Source organism: Pseudomonas sp. p21, assembly GCF_001642705.1.
Lineage (GTDB): Bacteria > Pseudomonadota > Gammaproteobacteria > Pseudomonadales > Pseudomonadaceae > Aquipseudomonas.
Map to the genome: position 1 here is coordinate 124,441 of NZ_LWBV01000010.1, position 16,876 is coordinate 141,316.

Here is a 16,876-nt window from a genome sequence, read left to right on the forward strand (position 1 = left end):
GTCGGGCCAGTATTCCAGTGTTTTGTTCAGGGCCGGGTGTCGACTGCGGGCGCCGAGAAATACCGCATTGCGTGTATGTGATCGTACAACTGCTTGCGCTATGATGAGCGCTGTCTTTCAAGGTGAAATTCAGGGCAATGACAGAGCAGCAGGTACAGGCAAAGACCCGGCGCAAGCCGCGCAGTCTGGCCCAGGAACTGGTCACGGTGCTGACCGAGCGCATTCGCAGCGGCCAGCTCAAGCGCGGCGACAAGCTGCCGACCGAATCGCAGATCATGGCCGAAGAAGGCGTCAGCCGCACGGTGGTGCGTGAGGCGATCTCGCGGCTGCAGGCCGCCGGGCAGGTCGAGACCCGCCACGGCATTGGCACCTTCGTGCTGGACGCGCCAGCCACGGGTGGTTTCCGTATCGACCCGGCGACCGTGGTCACCCTGCGCGAAGTATTGGCGGTGCTGGAATTGCGCATTGCCCTGGAGATCGAATCGGCGGGCCTGGCGGCGCAGCGGCGCAGTGATGAAGAGCTGGCTGGCATGCGTGCGGCGCTGGACGAACTCAACGAAGGGGCTGCCCACGCCACGGATGCGGTGTCGGCGGACTTCCAGTTCCACCTGCGCATTGCCCAGGCCAGCGGCAACCACTACTTCGCCGATATCATCAACCACCTGGGCACCAGTATCATCCCGCGTACCCGGCTGAATTCGGCACGGCTGGCCCATGATGACCAGGCACACTACATGAGCCGGTTGATGCATGAGCACGAGGCGATCTACGAAGCCATCGCCCGGCGGGACAGCGAAGGCGCGAAGATGGCCATGCGCATGCACCTGAGCAATAGCCGCGAGCGCTTGCGCCAGGCGCATGCAGAGGCTGAGGCGCAGGGGGCCTGAAGCTTTTGTCGGCTGTAGCGGCCTCTTCGCGGGCACGCCCGCTCCCACAAGTATCACTGTGCCCTTGAGGGTAAGGTGATCCCTGTGGGAGCGGGCGTACCCGCGAAGAGGCCGGTACAGGCAAAAGAAAAGCCCCGCCATGCGCGGGGCTTTCTGGTTTCAAGGGGCGATCAGATCGCGCCCTCACGCCACTGGCCATTCACCAGCCGCCGCAGCCCCAGCGGGTTGCCGTCACGCAGTGCCTCGGGCAACAGCGCCTGCGGGTAGTTCTGGTAGCACACCGGGCGTAGGAAGCGGTCGATGGCCAGGGTGCCGACCGACGTGCCGCGCGCATCCGACGTGGCCGGGTAAGGCCCACCGTGCACCATCGCATCACACACCTCGACACCGGTCGGGTAGCCGTTGACCAGGATCCGCCCGACTTTCTCCTCCAGCAGCGGCACCAGCCAAGCGAAGGCCTGCAGGTCTTCAGGCTCGCCGATCAGGGTCGCGGTCAGCTGGCCGCGCAGGCCGAGCAAGGCGGCGCGCAGTTGGTCGTTGTCCTGCACTTCCACGGCAACGGTGGTGGGGCCGAACACTTCTTCCTGCAGCAGCGGGTCAGATTCCACCAACAGGCGGGCATCGGCCTTGAACAGCTGGGCACGCGCCTGGCTACCTGCCTGCGCCTGGCCGGCCAGGTGCTGGATGCCGGCATGGGCATGCAGGTGCTCCAGGCCACCGGCGTAGCTGCGCAGGCCGCCAGCGTTGAGCATGGTCTGGCCGGCCTGCTGGTCCAGGTGCTGGCCAAGCTCGGCCAGCAGTTGGCTGTACTGCGGCGACTGCAGGCCGATCACCAGGCCCGGGTTGGTGCAGAACTGGCCAGCACCCAGGCACACCGAGCCGGCCAGCTCACGGGCGATGACTTCGCCACGCTTGGCCAGGGCACCCGGCAGGATGATCACCGGGTTGATGCTGGACATCTCGGCGAACACCGGGATCGGCTGTGGGCGCTCGGCGGCCATGCGGCACAGGGCGTCACCGCCTTTCAGCGAGCCGGTGAAGCCGACGGCCTGGATGGCCGGGTGCTTGACCAGCCACTCGCCGACGCCGCCACCGAACACCATGTTGAACACGCCCTTGGGCATGCCGGTGCGCTCGGCGGCGCGCTGGATGGCACAGCCGACCAGGTCGGCGGTGGCCATGTGGCCGCTGTGGGCCTTGAACACCACCGGGCAACCGGCGGCCAGGGCCGCAGCGGTATCGCCACCGGCGGTGGAGAAGGCCAGCGGGAAGTTGCTGGCGCCGAACACCGCGACCGGGCCGACGCCGATGCGCATCTGGCGCAGGTCCACGCGGGGCAGGGGCTGGCGCTCCGGCAGGGCCAGGTCGATGCGCGCACCGAGGAAGTCACCACGGCGCAACACCTGGGCGAACAGGCGCATCTGGCCGCTGGTGCGGCCGCGCTCGCCCTGGATGCGGGCGGGGGGCAGGGCGGTTTCACGGCAGACGATGGCGACGAAAGCGTCGTCCAGTTCGTCCAGTTCGGCGGCGATGGCGTCGAGGAATTCGGCGCGCCGCGCCGGGGCCAGCTGGCGGAATTCGGCGAAGGCGGCGGCGGCGGCCTTGGCGGCCTGGTCCACTTCGGCTTCGGTGGCCTGGGCGAAGCTGTAGGGCAGGGCCTCGCCAGTGCTGGCGTCCAGGCTCTGCAGGCGCTGTGGGCCAGCGGCGCTGCGCTGGCCGGCGATGAAGTTGTGGCCGAGGATTTCAGGCATGGGGTGCTCCTGTGGGCTTAAGGGTGGAATGGGCGGAGTGCAATCGATAGGTTGACACGGCCCCCTGTGGGAGCGGGCGTGCCCGCGAAGCAGGCAACACGGTGTATGGCACCGGCTACGCCGGTGTTCGCGGCGGTTCGACGCCTCGACGCGCCCGCTCCCACAGGGACCGCGACACTGTCGAGAAGCCGGGTCATCAGGTAATCGGTGCCGGGTTGAACAGGGTGATGTCGTTGTGCAAGCGATGCTGTTCGGCCCAGGTCTGCTTGCGGCCGCTGGCCACGTCCAGGTAGTAGTGGAACAGCTCCCAGCCCAGTTCTTCGATGGTCGAGCGGCCACTGGCGATGCGCCCGGCGTCGATGTCGATCAGGTCGGGCCAGCGCTGGGCCAGCTCGCTGCGGGTGCATACCTTGACCACCGGCGCCATGGCCAGGCCGTACGGGGTGCCGCGGCCGGTGGTGAACACATGCAGGTTCATGCCGGCCGCCAGTTGCAGGGTGCCGCAGACAAAGTCGCTGGCCGGGGTGGCGCAGAAGATCAGGCCTTTGCGGTTGACCCGCTCGCCCGGGCCAAGTACGCCCTGGATGGCGCCGCTACCGGACTTGACGATCGAACCCAGGGACTTCTCGACGATATTCGACAGGCCGCCTTTCTTGTTGCCCGGCGTGGTGTTGGCGCTGCGGTCGGCGGCGCCTTGTTGCAGGTAGCGGTCGTACCAGTCCATTTCGCGCACTAGGGCGTCTGCGACCTCCTGGTTTTCCGCGCGCGAGGTGAGCATGTAGATGGCGTCGCGCACTTCGGTCACTTCCGAGAACAGCACGGTGGCGCCGGCGCGTACCAGCAGGTCGGCGGCGTAGCCCAGCGCCGGGTTGGCGGTGATGCCCGAGAAGGCGTCGCTGCCGCCGCACTGCATACCCAGGATCAGTTCGCTGGCCGGCACGCTTTCGCGGCGGCGCTGGTCGAGTTTCTTCAGGCGGGTTTCGGCCAGCTCCATGATCTGCTCGATCATTTCCACAAAGCCCAGGCTGGCGTCCTGCAGTCGGTACAGCCATGGGTCGCTGAGGTCCACCGAGGGGTCGTTGTCGTGCATCACCTGGCCGGCCTGCAGCTTTTCGCAGCCCAGGCTGATGACCAGGGCTTCACCGCCCAGGTTAGGGTTGCGCGCCAGGTTGCGCACCGTGCGGATCGGGATGTAGGCATCGCGCGCGTTGATCGCCACGCCACAGCCATAGCTGTGGGTGATGGCTACCACGTCATCGACGTTGGGGTACCTGGGCAGCAGTTCGCTGCGAATGCGCTTGACCGCATGCTCCAGCACGCCGGCCACGCACTGCACGGTGGTGGTAATGCCGAGGATGTTGCGGGTGCCGACGGTGCCGTCGGCGTTGCGGTAGCCTTCGAAGGTGAAGCCTTCGAGCGGCGGTAGCGGCTGCGGGACGGCGTCGCAGCGTGGCAGGCTGTCCAGTTCCGGCGCGGCCGGCATGGCCAGCTGGCTCTCCTGCACCCAGCTGCCCTGGCGCAGGTCTTCCAGCGCGTAGCCGATGATCTGCCCGTAGCGGCGCACCGGCTCGCCCTTGGCGATGGCCACGGTGGCCACCTTGTGGCTCTGTGGCACGCCTTCGACCAGGGTCAGGCCATCGGCGAAGCGGGCGCCTTCTCCCAGGCCGCCATCGTTGACCACCACCACGACATTGTCGTCGTCGTGCAGGCGGACGTAGCGGGGCGAGTCGGAATGTTCGATCAACTGCATGTTCGGGCCCTACTTGTCAGGTTCTCAGGCTTTTGTTCATCCGCCCGCAGCGGGGTCGCCGGCGCGGGCGTGTTCACTCAGTGGCGCGAGCCGGCCAGTTCGCTGCTGGCCGCTGGCCCGGCTTCAGGCTTTGGGCTCTCACGCAGCTCGATACGTTTGATCGGGCCGACGATCACCAGGTAGCTGAACACCGCTACCAGGGCATTGGCGCCGACATACACCAGGGCCCACTTGAACGAGCCGGTGGCGCTGATGATGTAGCCAATGACGATCGGCGTGGTGATCGAGGCGATGTTGCCGAAGGTGTTGAACAGCCCGCCCGACAGCCCGGCGATCTGTTTCGGCGAGGTGTCGGCGACCACCGCCCAGCCCAGCGCGCCGATGCCTTTGCCGAAGAACGCCAGGGTCATGAAGCCGACCACCATCCACTCGGCGTCGACGTAGTTGCAGAACACCATGGTGGTCGACAGCAGCAGGCCGCAGACGATCGGCAGCTTGCGCGAGAAGGTCAGCGAGTTGCCGCGGCGCAGCAGCCAGTCGGAGATCACGCCACCCAGCACACCACCGATGAAACCGCAGACCGCCGGCAGCGAGGCGATGAAGCCGGCCTTGAGGATGGTCATGCCGCGCTCCTGCACCAGATACACCGGGAACCAGGTGAGGAAGAAGTAGGTGATGGCGTTGATGCAGTACTGGCCCAGGTACACGCCCAGCAGCATGCGGCTGGTCAGCAGTTGCTTGATGTAGCCCCATTTCGGGCCGTCGTTGCCGCGCTTCTGGTCCATGTCCACCAGGCCACCGTTCTGCTCGATGTGCTCGAGTTCGCCTGGGCTGATGCGTGGGTGTTGGCGCGGGTTGTGGATGGTCTTCAGCCACACCATGGAGAACACGATGCCCAGTGCGCCCATGACCACGAACACGTGCTCCCAGCCGAAGCTGAACACGATCCAGCCCATGATCGGTGCGAACAGGGCGGTGGCGAAGTACTGTGCCGAGTTGAAGATGGCCGAGGCGGTGCCGCGTTCCTGGGTCGGGAACCAGGCCGCGACGATGCGCGCATTACCCGGGAACGACGGGGCTTCGGCAAACCCGACGAGGAAGCGCAGGGTGAACAGTGTCACCACCGCCCAGGCCACCGGCAGGCCGCCGACAAAGCCCTGCAGCAGGGTGAACAGCGACCAGGTGAAGATGCTGAAGGCGTAGACGTTCTTGGAACCGAAGCGATCGAGCAGCCAGCCACCGGGAATCTGGCCAGCCACGTACGCCCAACCGAAGGCGGAGAATATGTAGCCGAGGGTAACGGCATCGATGCCGAGGTCTTTCTGCAGGCTGGAGCCCGCGATTGCAATGGTGGCGCGGTCGGCGTAGTTGATCGTGGTCACCAGGAACAGCATGAACAGGATCAGGTAGCGCACATGCGTCTTCTTCGTCGCTTGCATGCTGGTAGTACTCCCACTAGTTATTTTTGTGCGGGCTCACGAATTGTAACCGGAGTGGGGCTGGCCCACTCCGGGCGCGGCATCTGGCAGGCCGCGGGCGGCGCTTACTGCGGGCCCATCTTGTCCATCAGCGCGGCGAGTTTTTCGTACTCGTCGGCGGTGAGGTCGGTAAGCGGGGTACGCACCGGGCCGGCGTCGTAACCGGCGATCCTGGCGCCGGCCTTGACGATGCTCACGGCGTAGCCGGCCTTGCGGTTGCGGATGTCCAGGTACGGCAGGAAGAAGTCGTCGATCAGCTTGGCCACGGTGGCGTGGTCGTCACGGGCGATGGCGTTGTAGAAGTCCATGGCGGTCTTCGGCACGAAGTTGAACACGGCGGAGGAGTACACCGGCACGCCCAGGGCCTTGTAGGCGGCAGCATACACCTCGGCGGTCGGCAGGCCACCCAGGTAGCTGAAACGGTCGCCCAGGCGGCGACGGATCGACACCATCAGCTCGATGTCACCCAGGCCGTCCTTGTAGCCGATCAGGTTCGGGCAGCGCTCGGCCAGTTTTTCCAGCAGGTCGGCGTTCAGGCGGCAGACGTTGCGGTTGTAGACGACTACGCCGATGTTTACCGATTTGCACACCGCTTCGACGTGGGCGGCGACACCTTCCTGGCTGGCTTCGGTCAGGTAGTGCGGCAGCAGCAGCAGGCCCTTGGCTCCCAGGCGCTCGGCTTCTTGTGCGTATTCGATGGCCTGGCGGGTGGAGCCGCCGACGCCAGCGAGAATGGGTACCGACTTGGCGCAGGTGTCGACGGCGGTCTTGATCACCTGGCTGTATTCGCTGGCAGCCAGGGAGAAGAACTCACCGGTGCCACCGGCGGCGAACAGGGCGCTGGCGCCGTATGGGGCCAGCCATTCCAGGCGCTTGATGTAGCCAGCCGGGTTGAAGTCGCCCTGGGCGTTGAAGTCGGTGACCGGGAAAGACAGCAGGCCGTGGGAGAGGATGGATTTGAGTTCTTGTGGGGTCATTGTTGTAGGCATCCTGTGGCGCTTGGGTGAAGGGTGTTGTTCTGCGATGGAGGTAAGTTATCGTACAACATGTACGATGACTAGTCCCCCCCCAGATAATTTTTTAGGTGCCTGCCTGAAGATTTGTGGTGGGGCATATACCGAGCGCCGCCCGCGCGGCGCATCGCGAGCAAGCTCGCTCCTACATTTGTTTCGGGCCAGTATCGCCTGTGCCGTCGCGCACGACCGCCTTGTTGGCCTGGCACAATATCGAGGTGTACGCCAAGGGGACGCGCGCCTCTACCTCACGAATAACTGGCCCGAAACAAATGTAGGAGCGAGCTTGCTCGCGATGCGCCGCGCGGGCGGCGCTCGATCTCACAGGCGCTAAAAATGACTCGGCGACCACATACCAGTCATCGTATCTCTTGGTGGGGGGAGAAAAAACGATCGCGGAGACAGGCACAAGCCCGCCGCCCGTTTCCACGGGAAGTGTTCTGGGACCAGCAGAGGGTGACCGGGGAAAACGGGGGCGGCCTTGCGCCGCCCCGCGATCAAAGCAGAGGAAACCGAAGGTCAGGCAGCGTGCTGGCGCTTGATCTGCGCCTTGCGTACCTGGGCCCGGCAAGCATCGCCGAAAGCCTGGAAGATCTTGATCGAATCCGGGTTCTTCGCCGCTTGCCACTCCGGGTGCCACTGCACGGCGAACAGGAACGGCGAAATGCTCGGGGCATGGATCGCCTCGACCAGGCCGTCTTCGGCGTGGGCGATGGCCTCGATGCCGGCGCCGAGCTTGTGCAGGCCTTGGCCATGCAGCGAGTTGACGCGAATTTCGTCGGTACCCAGGGTGTCACGCAGCCAGCTGTCCGGCTTGATCTTCACGCCGTGCACCTGTGCGTACTGCACCTCGACCGGGTCTTCCGGGTTTTCCCGGTGGTCGTTGAAGCCAGGCTCGGCGTACACCTTCTGGTAGATGTCGCCACCCAGGGCCACGTTGATTTCCTGCATGCCACGGCAGATGCCGAAGATCGGCAGGCCACGCTTGATCGCCGCCTTGACCAGCGGGATGTCGAACAGGTCGCGGTTCTTGTCCTGGCCTTTGCCGGGGGTCTCGTTCTCCTGGCCGTACAGGGCCGGGTCGATGTTGCTGCCGGCGCCAGTCAGGTACACGCCGTCGGCCATGTCCAGATAGGTCTCGAGGTCTTCGATGCCGCAGCAGGTGGGCACCAGTACCGGGACACAATCGGAAAACTCGACCAGCGGGGTGATGTATTTGTGGGTCATGACCTGGTAGTCATGGCCTTTGCGCTCTTGGCTGCCCATGGTCATCAGGACGACGGGTTTGCGCAGGGAGGGTTGCTTGTTGCCAATGTTGCTGTTGGACATATGTCACCTTGGGACAGGTTCGACCTGTCGTTGTTATGCAGGCGCACGGCGCGAGGCCCTGGGTGCAACCTGTAGCCCCGAGCACTGCCGGCTCGTCGGAGGCGACGATTCCGGTCGGGGCTTGTAGATAGCTTGCCAGAGCCGTTCGATATGTCAAACGACTGGAGAGGGCTTTGGGGTGCGGAATGCGCCGGTTTTTGGGGGGTGAAACCGATGCGGGCCTGCTGCGGCGTGGGTTTGGCGGGGGGTGTGGTCAATAATATTTAACGATGCAGTTGGGTCTTTGCAGCGGTGCAATGAAGGGGTCGCCTGTACCGGCCTTTTCGCGGGCATGCCCGCTCCCACAGGTTCACCATGGGGCCCGAAGGCCGAGGTGATCCTGTGGGAGCGGGCGAGCCCGCGAAGAGGCCGGTACAGGTGTCAGTGCAGTATCTGCGCCAGGAACCCCTTGGCCCGCTCGGTACGCGGCTGGTTGAAGAACACCTGCGGCGGGCTGTCTTCGATGATCTGCCCGCCCTCGAGGAACAGCACTCGCTCGGCCACCTGGCGGGCAAAGCCCATTTCATGGGTGACGCAGAGCATGGTCATGCCGGTGCCGGCCAGTTGCACCAGCACATCCAGCACTTCGGCGACCATCTCCGGGTCCAGCGCCGAGGTGGGCTCGTCAAACAGCATGATCCGCGGCTTCATGCACAGCGCCCGGGCAATCGCCACGCGCTGCTGCTGCCCGCCAGACAACTGGCTGGGGTATTTATGCGCCTGGCTTTCGATACCAACCTTCTTCAGGTACATGCGCGCCCGCTCTTCGGCATCCTTGCGCGACAACCCACGCACGCTGGTGGGGGCAAGCAGGCAGTTGTCGAGCACGCTCATGTGCGGGAACAGGTTGAAGTGCTGGAACACCATGCCGATGTCGCTGCGCACCTGCGCCGCTTCGCGGGTGGTGGCTGCCAGGTCGATGCCATCCACCTTGATGCTGCCCTGCTGGGCCACTTCCAGGCGGTTGATGCAGCGAATCAGGGTCGACTTGCCCGAGCCGGACGGCCCGCACAGCACGATGCGTTCGCCTTCGCGCACCTGCAGGTCGATGTCGCGCAGCACGTGGAACGCGCCGTAGTGCTTGTTCAGGCCTTCGATGCGGATCAGCACCGGGCGCGGGTCGGGTTCGGGGGCAAGGGTGGCAAGGCTCAGTGGTGCGGTCATCTTGTTGTTCTCCCGCAGGGGTTCAGTCGAAACGGGTCGCGCTGTAAGGCGCGGGGTCGGTGAAGGGGCGTTCGCCGGTGACCAGCTCGGCCACCAGGCGGCCGCTGACCGGGCCCAGGGTGAGGCCGTGGTGGGCGTGGCCGAAGTTGAACCACAGCCCCGGGTGGCGCGGCGCCGGGCCTATCACCGGGCGCATGTCGGGCAGGCATGGGCGACGGCCCAGCCAGGGGGTGTCGTCCAGACGTTCGCCCAGGGCCGGGAACAGCTTGCGCGCCAAGGCTTCGCAGCGGCCCAGCTGGATCTGGTTGCCCGGCGCGCTGCTGGCGTCGAACTCGATGCCGGTGGTCAGACGCACGCCACGGGCCATTGGTGCCAGCACGTAGCCGCCCTGGGTGTCGCAGATGGAATGCTCCAGTTGCGCGCCGTCACGGGTGCTGTAATGCATGTGGTAGCCACGCTTGATCGCCAGCGGGATCTGGTAGCCCAGGCCGCTGAACAGGTCGGCCGATTGCGGGCCGAGGCAGGCCACCACCTCGTTGGCGGTGATCGGGCCGCGGCGGCTGTCTACCTGCCATTGGCCGTCGACCTGGCGCAGGCTGCGCGCATCGCCATGCAGGAACTGCCCGCCGCGTTGCATGAACAGGGTGGCGTAGCCACGGGTGAGGGCGCCGGGGTTGTTCACGGTCTTGGGGTCGAGCCAGTGGATGCCACCGACCACGCTGGCGTCCAGCTGATGTTCGCGGGCCTGCAACTGCCCGCATTCGAGGATTTCGAACTGCAGGCCATATCGGCTCAGGCCCTTGGCGTCGGCCTTGGCCTGCTCGAACAGCGCCGGGTCACGGAACACCTCGATCCAGCCTTTGGCCTGTACCAGCTCTTCCAGGCCAGCGGCAGTGATCAGTGCGTCGTGCTCTTCGACGCAGCGCTGCACCAGCGGCAGCATGTCGGCGGCGGCCCCGGCCAGTCGCCCGGGGGCCGACTGGCGCCAGTAGCGCCACAGCCAGGGGGCGGCCTTGGGCAGGTGCAGCAGGCTGTAGCGCACATCGGGCTGGCGGTTCAGGCCGTAGCGCAGCAGCGCGCCCAGTTGCCGGGGGAAGGCATAGGGGATCACGCTGGAACGCTCGATCAGCCCGGCGTTGCCGTGGCTGGTGCCGCTGCCCGGTTCGTCGCGGTCGATCAGGATCACCTGGCGCCCGCGGGCCTGCAGGTGCAGCGCGGTGCTGACGCCGACGATGCCGGCGCCGAGGACAAGGGTCTGGCAATGCATGGAACGTATCCTTCGGTCAGTTCAGGTGGCGGCCCAGGCGGGCTTCCAGGTGTTTCAGCAGGCGCCGCACCAGTTCGACGATCAGCAGGTAGAGCACAGCGGCCCACAGGTAGATCTGGAAGTCGAAACTGCGCGAGAAGGCCAGTTTGGTCACGCCCATCAGGTCGTAGATGGTCACCAGCGAGGCGATCGCGCTGGCCTTGATCATCAGGATCAGTTCGTTGCCCAGCGGGCCGATGGCGACCAGCAGCGACTGCGGCAGGATCACCTTGAAGAAGGTGGTCGAGCGCTTCAGGTTCAGCGCCCGCGCCGCTTCATGCTGGCCGGGGGCGACGGCCATCAGGCTGCCGCGGAAGATCTCGGCCTGGTAGGCGGCGGTGTTCAGGGTGAACGCCAGCAGGGTGCAGAACCACGCTTCGCGGAAGAACCACCACAGGCCGACGTCCTGCCAGAAGCCCTTGAGCGAACCCAGGCCGTAATACAGCAGGAACAGCTGGGCCAGCAGCGGCGAGCCGCGGAAGAAGTACACGTAGCCGGCGGCCATGCGCTGCAGCAGCAGGCTGCGCGACATGCGCGCCAGGGCCAGCAACAGGCCGAGCACGGCACCCAGGCTGAAGGAAATCGCCACCAGCTTGGCGGTTACCAGCAGGCCATCGAGGAAGCGCGGGCCGTAGCGGTCCAGCAGGTCGGGGTCGAGGACCAGTGCCAGCAGTTGTTCGAAGCTCATGCGCGTGCTCCTTGCAGGTGGCGGTTGCTGCGCCGTTCGATGAAGGCGAACACACGTCCGGAAATGGCGGCGAACAACAGGTAGCCCAGGCAGGCGACGCCATAGAAGAACATCGGCTCCTTGGTCACGCTGACGGCCAGGTTGGTCTGGCGCATCAGGTCGACCAGCGAGATGGTGGATACCAGCGAGGTGTCCTTGAGCAGCGACAGCCAGTTGTTGGACAGGCCGGGCAGGGCGATGCGGGTCAGTTGCGGCAGCAGCACCTTGAAGAAACCGGTGCGCTTGCTCAGGCCCAGCGCCGAGCAGGCCTCCAGCTGGCCCTTGGGCAGGGTCTTGAAGGCTGCCAGCCAGATCTCGCTGGAGAACGCGGCGAACACCAGGCTGAAGGCGATCATCGCGGCAAGGAAGGTATTGATCAGGAACTCACCCTCGTAGCCCATGGCCGTGAGGATCTTCTGCGCAGCGATCTGGCAGCCGTAATAGATGATCAGCAGTGTCAGCAGTTCGGGCAGGCCACGGAACACGGTGGAGAAGGTGGTGGCCCAGGCCCGCGGCAAGCGCTTGCGCGAGCGTGCGGCGAGGGCGACGACCAGGCCCAGCGGCAGGCCGATGGGCAGGCAGGCCAGGGCCAGGGAAACGGTGACCAGCGCGCCGGCCAGCAGCGCCTGGCCCCAGCCTCCGCTGGCGAAGGACAGCAAGGACAATTGATCGAGCATGACAAACCCCTTGGGCGGGTAGTGCGATCTCTGTGGGAGCGGCCTTGCGTCGCGAAAGGGCTGCGTAGCGGCCCCAGGATTCATGCAACTGCACAGATTGCCGGGGCCGCTACGCGACCCTTTCGCGACGCATGGCCGCTCCCACAGGGGTTGCGCAAAACTTCCTGAAGATCAGTTGTAGATATCGAAAGCGAAGTACTTGCTGGCGATCTTCTGGTAGGTGCCGTTGGCCACGATCTGTTGCAGCGCAACGTTCAGGCGCTGGCGCAGGGCTTCGTCGTCCTTGCGCACGGCAATGGCGGCATCGGCCTTGGTGTTGGCCACGTCGCCGAGGATCTTGCAGCAGTCCCCGCCGTTCTTGGTCATCCACTCGTGCAGCGGGAATTTGTCGGCAATCACGCCATCCAGGCGGCCCGCGGCCAGGTCGGCGTTGGCTTCGTCCATGGTCGGGTACAGCTTCACGTCGGCACCGGCCTTGGCGTAGACGTCTTCGGCGTAGATGGCCTGGGTGGACGACGACTGAGCGCCAACGGTGTAGCCGTCGAAGTTGGTCTGGGCGTCGTTGATCTTGCTGTCCTCGGCCACGGCAACGGTAAGCGGGGTGCGGTAGTAGCGGTCGGTGAAGGCGATTTTCTTGCGCCGTTCTTCGGTATTGATCATCGACGAGACCACTGCATCGTACTTGCGTGCCATCAGCGCCGGGATAATGCCTTCCCAGTCCTGGGCCACCAGCGTGCACTCGACTTTCATCTGCTCGCACAGGGCATGGGTGATGTCGACGTCGAAGCCGTGCAACTGGTTATTGGCGTCGACGTAGTTGAAGGGCGGGTAGGCGCCCTCGGTGGCGAAGCGCAGGGTTTCGGCACTGGCGGCACCCGACAGCAGCAGGGCGCACGCACCCACCAAGGCCATGGTCTTGTTCATCTCGCACCTCATTGCACTCTTGCTATTGTTGTTTTCCCGTCGACCACGAGGTGTAGCCAACGAATTCGTTATGTAGAGCGGCAGTTGCTTCCAAGCGTTTTTCAACATCCGGCCCGAGCTTCTTGCAGACCTCGTTGACCATCAGGTGCACCCACGACAGCATGGTCGAGGTGGACTCCCAGAACAGGTTGAATTCGGTGGGGATGCGGAACACTTCGTCGGCGTTGGCATCGGCCCAGTCACAGAAGGGGTCGGTCACCAGGGTGACCGCAATGCCAGCCTCGCGCGCCTTCTGGCACAACAGCAGGGCATGGCGCGAATAACGGCGTGCCTCGAACACCACCAGGGCGCTGTCTTCGGCGCGGCCCAGTAACACTTCACCAAAGTGCCCGGCACTGATATCGACCAGCTGCACGCCATCGCGCAGGTACTGCAGCAGGTGGCTCATGCACATGGCGATGCCGCGCTCGGTCTGGAAGCCGGCGATGAACACCCGGTGCTTGCTCGCCAGGCGTTGCGCGACGCTGTGCCAGGCGCTGCTCTGGCGATACTCGTGCACGCGTACCAGGGCGGCGATTTCCAGCTCCAGGCTACCGGCGTTGTCGCTGCCGTCCTGGTTCTGGCGGTAATCTTGCAGGCGGTCACCCACCAGCCACGGGCCATCGCCCAGGTCGTTCTGCAGGTCTTGCTTCAACGCCTTGAGGTGGGCATAACCCAATGAACGGCAGAAACGGCCGACGCTGGATTCGCTGACGCCCAGCTTGACGGCAATGCTGGCCGAGGTCTGGAATGGCAGTTCATGCAGGTTGGCGAGCATGTAGCTGGCGATCTTGCGGCCCGAAGCAGCGGCCCCTTCGAGGCTGTTTTCCAGGCGTTGCTTGATCAGTTGGCTCATGCTGCGGCTCCAGGGGTGAGGCTTGCGAAAGAAAATGGCTGTTTTCTGTCATCAAGTCAACATTTGACAGATAGCTGTCACATGCAGGAAAGTTTTTGTCGTTGCAACGCTGTAGCCATTCCAATTCCAACAAGGAGCTTCAGATGTCCGCACCTTCCACCAGCACCGTCGTGCGCGTGCCTTTTACCGAGCTGCAGGGCCTGTTGCAGGCCATCTTCCAGCGCCATGGCTGCAGCGAAAGCGTGGCCCGGGTGCTGGCCCACAACTGCGCCAGCGCCCAGCGCGATGGTGCCCATAGCCATGGGGTGTTCCGCATGCCCGGCTATGTCTCGACCCTGGCCAGCGGCTGGGTCGATGGCCAGGCCACGCCGAAGGTCAGCGACGTGGCGCCCGGTTATGTTCGTGTCGATGCAGCGGGCGGCTTTGCCCAGCCGGCGCTGGCGGCGGCCCGTGAATTGTTGGTGGCGAAGGCACGCAACGCCGGTATCGCCGTGCTGGCGATCCACAACTCGCACCACTTCGCCGCGCTGTGGCCGGATGTGGAGCCATTCGCCGAAGAGGGCATGGTGGCCCTGAGCGTGGTCAACAGCATGACCTGCGTGGTGCCGCACGGCGCTCGCAAGCCGCTGTTCGGCACCAACCCCATCGCCTTTGCCGCACCCTGCGCCGAACATGACCCGATCGTCTTCGACATGGCCACCAGCGCCATGGCCCACGGTGACGTGCAGATTGCCGCGCGCGCTGGCCAGCAATTGCCGGAGGGCATGGGGGTGGATGCCAATGGTGAGCCGACCACCGACCCCAAGGCGATTCTGGAAGGTGGCGCCTTGCTGCCATTTGGCGGGCACAAGGGCTCGGCCTTGTCGATGATGGTCGAGTTGCTGGCGGCGGCGCTGACCGGCGGGCATTTCTCCTGGGAGTTCGACTGGTCGGGGCACCCGGGGGCGAAGACACCGTGGACCGGGCAGCTGATCATCGTCATCGACCCGAGCAAGGCCGAGGGCGAGCGGTTTGCCCAGCGCAGCCGCGAACTGGTCGAGCAGATGCAGGCCGTGGGGCTGACGCGCATGCCGGGCGAGCGGCGTTACCGCGAGCGTGAGGTGGCCGATGAGGAGGGGGTGGCGGTGACCGAGCAGGAGCTGCAAGGCCTGAAAGAGTTGCTTGGCTGACCCGGCCTCTTCGCGGGCAAGCCCGCTCCCACAGTGATATCACCGCCATTGAGACCTGTGCAGTCCCTGTGGGAGCGGGCATGCCCGCGAAGAATCCAGCACAGATCTTCGGCCATGCAATGTTGCATAGACAACCTTGCACAATAGTGGATGTTCCTGAGCCCGCACTCCGGGTATGCTCAGGGCTGCCTTTTCGAACTGTCCTGATCCAAGGAGCTGCACGCTGTGTTCAAACATGTCGATGCCTATGCCGGCGACCCGATCCTCTCGTTGATGGAAACCTTCAAGGCCGACCCGCGCGCCGACAAGGTCAACCTGAGCATCGGCCTGTACTACGATGAGGCCGGCGTGGTGCCGCAACTGGCGGCTGTGGATGCGGTGGAAAAACGCATTGCCGGCCAGGACCACGAAGCCTCGCTGTACCTGCCGATGGAAGGCCTGGCCAGCTACCGCCAGGCGATCCAGGCGCTGCTGTTCGGCGCCGATCACCCGGCCGTGACCGGCGGGCGCGTGGCCACCGTGCAGACCGTGGGTGGCTCCGGCGCCCTGAAAGTCGGTGCCGACTTCCTCAAGCGCTACTTCCCGCAGTCCGAAGTCTGGGTCAGCAATCCGACCTGGGACAACCACCGCGCCATCTTCGAAGGCGCCGGTTTCAAGGTGCACACCTACCCGTACTTCGACCAGGCCACCCGTGGCGTGGACTTCGATGGCATGCTGGCCACCCTGCAGACCCTGCCGGCCAACAGCGTGGTGCTGCTGCACCCATGCTGCCACAACCCCACCGGTGCCGACCTGGAACAGCACCAGTGGCAACAAGTGGTTGAAGTGGTCAAGGCACGCCAACTGATCCCGTTCCTCGACATCGCCTACCAGGGCTTTGCCGAAGGCCTGGTGGAAGACGCCTACGCCATCCGCGAAATGGCCCGCGCCGGCGTGCCGTGCCTGGTCAGCAACTCGTTCTCGAAGATCTTCTCGCTGTATGGCGAGCGGGTCGGCGGCCTGTCGGTGGTCTGTGACGATGATGCCACTGCCCAGAGCGTGCTCGGCCAGCTCAAGGCTACCGTGCGCCGCAACTACTCCAGCCCGCCCAACTTCGGCGCCCAGCTGGTCGCTGGGGTGCTGAGCGATGCCGCCCTCAATGCCCAGTGGGCCGAGGAAGTCGAAGTGATGCGCAAACGTATCCTCGACATGCGCCAGGCGCTGGTCGATGCCCTGGCCGTGCTGCTGCCAGGCCAGGACTTCCAGTTCTTCCTGCGCCAGCGCGGCATGTTCAGCTACACCGGCTTCAGCGTCGAGCAGGTGCGCCGCCTGCGTGACGAGTTCGGCGTGTACCTGATCGACAGCGGCCGCGTGTGCATGTCCGGCCTGCGCCCGGCCAACCTGCAACGGGTTGCCGAAGCGTTCGCCGCCGTCCAGAAGTAACGCTGCACGGGGCCGCGGCCTTTGTGGCAGTGTGGCCTTTGTGGGAGCGGCCTTGCGTCGCGAAAGGGGTGCGCAGCGCCCCCGGCGTTTGCAGCTTCGCCGCGAATATTGCCGGGGCCGCTTTGCGGCCCTTTCGCGACACAAGGCCGCTCCCACACCTCCCAAATCCCCCCTGCAGTCCACCGGCATAACCCGCTTGTAAAGACAAGTGCAACCGCTCCTCGGAAAAGGGCTTCGCAAGTGCAACCTTTCAGTGCACAATCGCGCTCCCTTTTTCGGTTGAGTTGGGCGAAACGTCTATTTCGCCATTCTCAGCCTGTTGCAGTCTTGCGAGTGGAGCTTCAC

General features: G+C 65.1%; 14 protein-coding genes. 3 read left to right on the forward strand and 11 right to left on the reverse strand.

The window, feature by feature from the left end:
- The first annotated feature begins 137 nt into the window (after positions 1-137).
- The gene (locus tag A4C63_RS24340) at positions 138-887 is read left to right on the forward strand and encodes a FadR/GntR family transcriptional regulator (protein WP_063914991.1); all 750 of its coding nucleotides are present in this window, start codon (positions 138-140) and stop codon (positions 885-887) included.
- A 170-nt stretch (positions 888-1,057) separates the two neighbouring features.
- Here the strand turns inward: A4C63_RS24340 and A4C63_RS24345 are convergent, their stop codons facing one another.
- The 11 genes from A4C63_RS24345 to A4C63_RS24395 form a co-directional block, all read right to left on the reverse strand.
- On the reverse strand, positions 1,058-2,638 hold the full coding sequence (locus tag A4C63_RS24345; protein WP_063914992.1) for an aldehyde dehydrogenase (NADP(+)): 1,581 nt from the start codon (positions 2,636-2,638) through the stop codon (positions 1,058-1,060).
- A gap of 196 nt (positions 2,639-2,834) precedes the next feature.
- Positions 2,835-4,388: a galactarate dehydratase gene (garD, locus tag A4C63_RS24350; protein WP_063914993.1), complete on the reverse strand. Its 1,554-nt coding sequence runs from the start codon at positions 4,386-4,388 to the stop codon at positions 2,835-2,837.
- A gap of 77 nt (positions 4,389-4,465) precedes the next feature.
- Entirely contained in the window at positions 4,466-5,827 is a 1,362-nt protein-coding gene (locus tag A4C63_RS24355) for an MFS transporter (RefSeq protein WP_063914994.1), read from the reverse strand.
- Positions 5,828-5,931: 104 nt separating this feature from the next.
- Positions 5,932-6,843, reverse strand: coding sequence for a 5-dehydro-4-deoxyglucarate dehydratase (kdgD, locus tag A4C63_RS24360; protein ID WP_063914995.1), 912 nt, complete (start codon positions 6,841-6,843; stop codon positions 5,932-5,934).
- 555 nt (positions 6,844-7,398) lie between these two features.
- Positions 7,399-8,208: a gamma-glutamyl-gamma-aminobutyrate hydrolase family protein gene (locus tag A4C63_RS24365; protein ID WP_063914996.1), complete on the reverse strand. Its 810-nt coding sequence runs from the start codon at positions 8,206-8,208 to the stop codon at positions 7,399-7,401.
- A 420-nt stretch (positions 8,209-8,628) separates the two neighbouring features.
- A complete protein-coding gene (locus A4C63_RS24370) occupies positions 8,629-9,411 on the reverse strand; it encodes an amino acid ABC transporter ATP-binding protein (protein WP_063914997.1) in 783 nt (260 codons plus the stop codon).
- Positions 9,412-9,433: 22 nt separating this feature from the next.
- A complete protein-coding gene (locus tag A4C63_RS24375) occupies positions 9,434-10,678 on the reverse strand; it encodes an FAD-binding oxidoreductase (protein ID WP_063914998.1) in 1,245 nt (414 codons plus the stop codon).
- A gap of 16 nt (positions 10,679-10,694) precedes the next feature.
- Positions 10,695-11,405, reverse strand: a complete 711-nt coding sequence (locus tag A4C63_RS24380) for an ABC transporter permease (protein WP_025338833.1) — start codon at positions 11,403-11,405, stop codon at positions 10,695-10,697.
- Positions 11,402-12,121 carry an ABC transporter permease gene (locus tag A4C63_RS24385; protein WP_063914999.1) on the reverse strand — a complete coding sequence of 240 codons (720 nt, stop codon included), beginning with the start codon at positions 12,119-12,121 and terminating at the stop codon, positions 11,402-11,404. The genes A4C63_RS24380 and A4C63_RS24385 overlap by 4 nt, the downstream gene beginning before the upstream one ends.
- A 171-nt stretch (positions 12,122-12,292) precedes the next feature.
- Complete coding sequence (locus tag A4C63_RS24390; RefSeq protein WP_063915000.1) at positions 12,293-13,045, reverse strand: transporter substrate-binding domain-containing protein; 753 nt, start codon at positions 13,043-13,045, stop codon at positions 12,293-12,295.
- 22 nt (positions 13,046-13,067) lie between these two features.
- Positions 13,068-13,940 (reverse strand): MurR/RpiR family transcriptional regulator, encoded by an 873-nt coding sequence (locus A4C63_RS24395; RefSeq protein WP_063915001.1) that lies wholly within the window; start codon positions 13,938-13,940, stop codon positions 13,068-13,070.
- Positions 13,941-14,083: 143 nt separating this feature from the next.
- Here A4C63_RS24395 and A4C63_RS24400 point away from each other — a divergent pair, with 143 nt between their 5' ends.
- Positions 14,084-15,109, forward strand: coding sequence for an Ldh family oxidoreductase (locus tag A4C63_RS24400; RefSeq protein ID WP_063915002.1), 1,026 nt, complete (start codon positions 14,084-14,086; stop codon positions 15,107-15,109).
- A gap of 225 nt (positions 15,110-15,334) precedes the next feature.
- A complete protein-coding gene (locus A4C63_RS24405) occupies positions 15,335-16,531 on the forward strand; it encodes an amino acid aminotransferase (RefSeq protein WP_063915003.1) in 1,197 nt (398 codons plus the stop codon).
- The last annotated feature ends 345 nt before the right edge of the window (positions 16,532-16,876 follow it).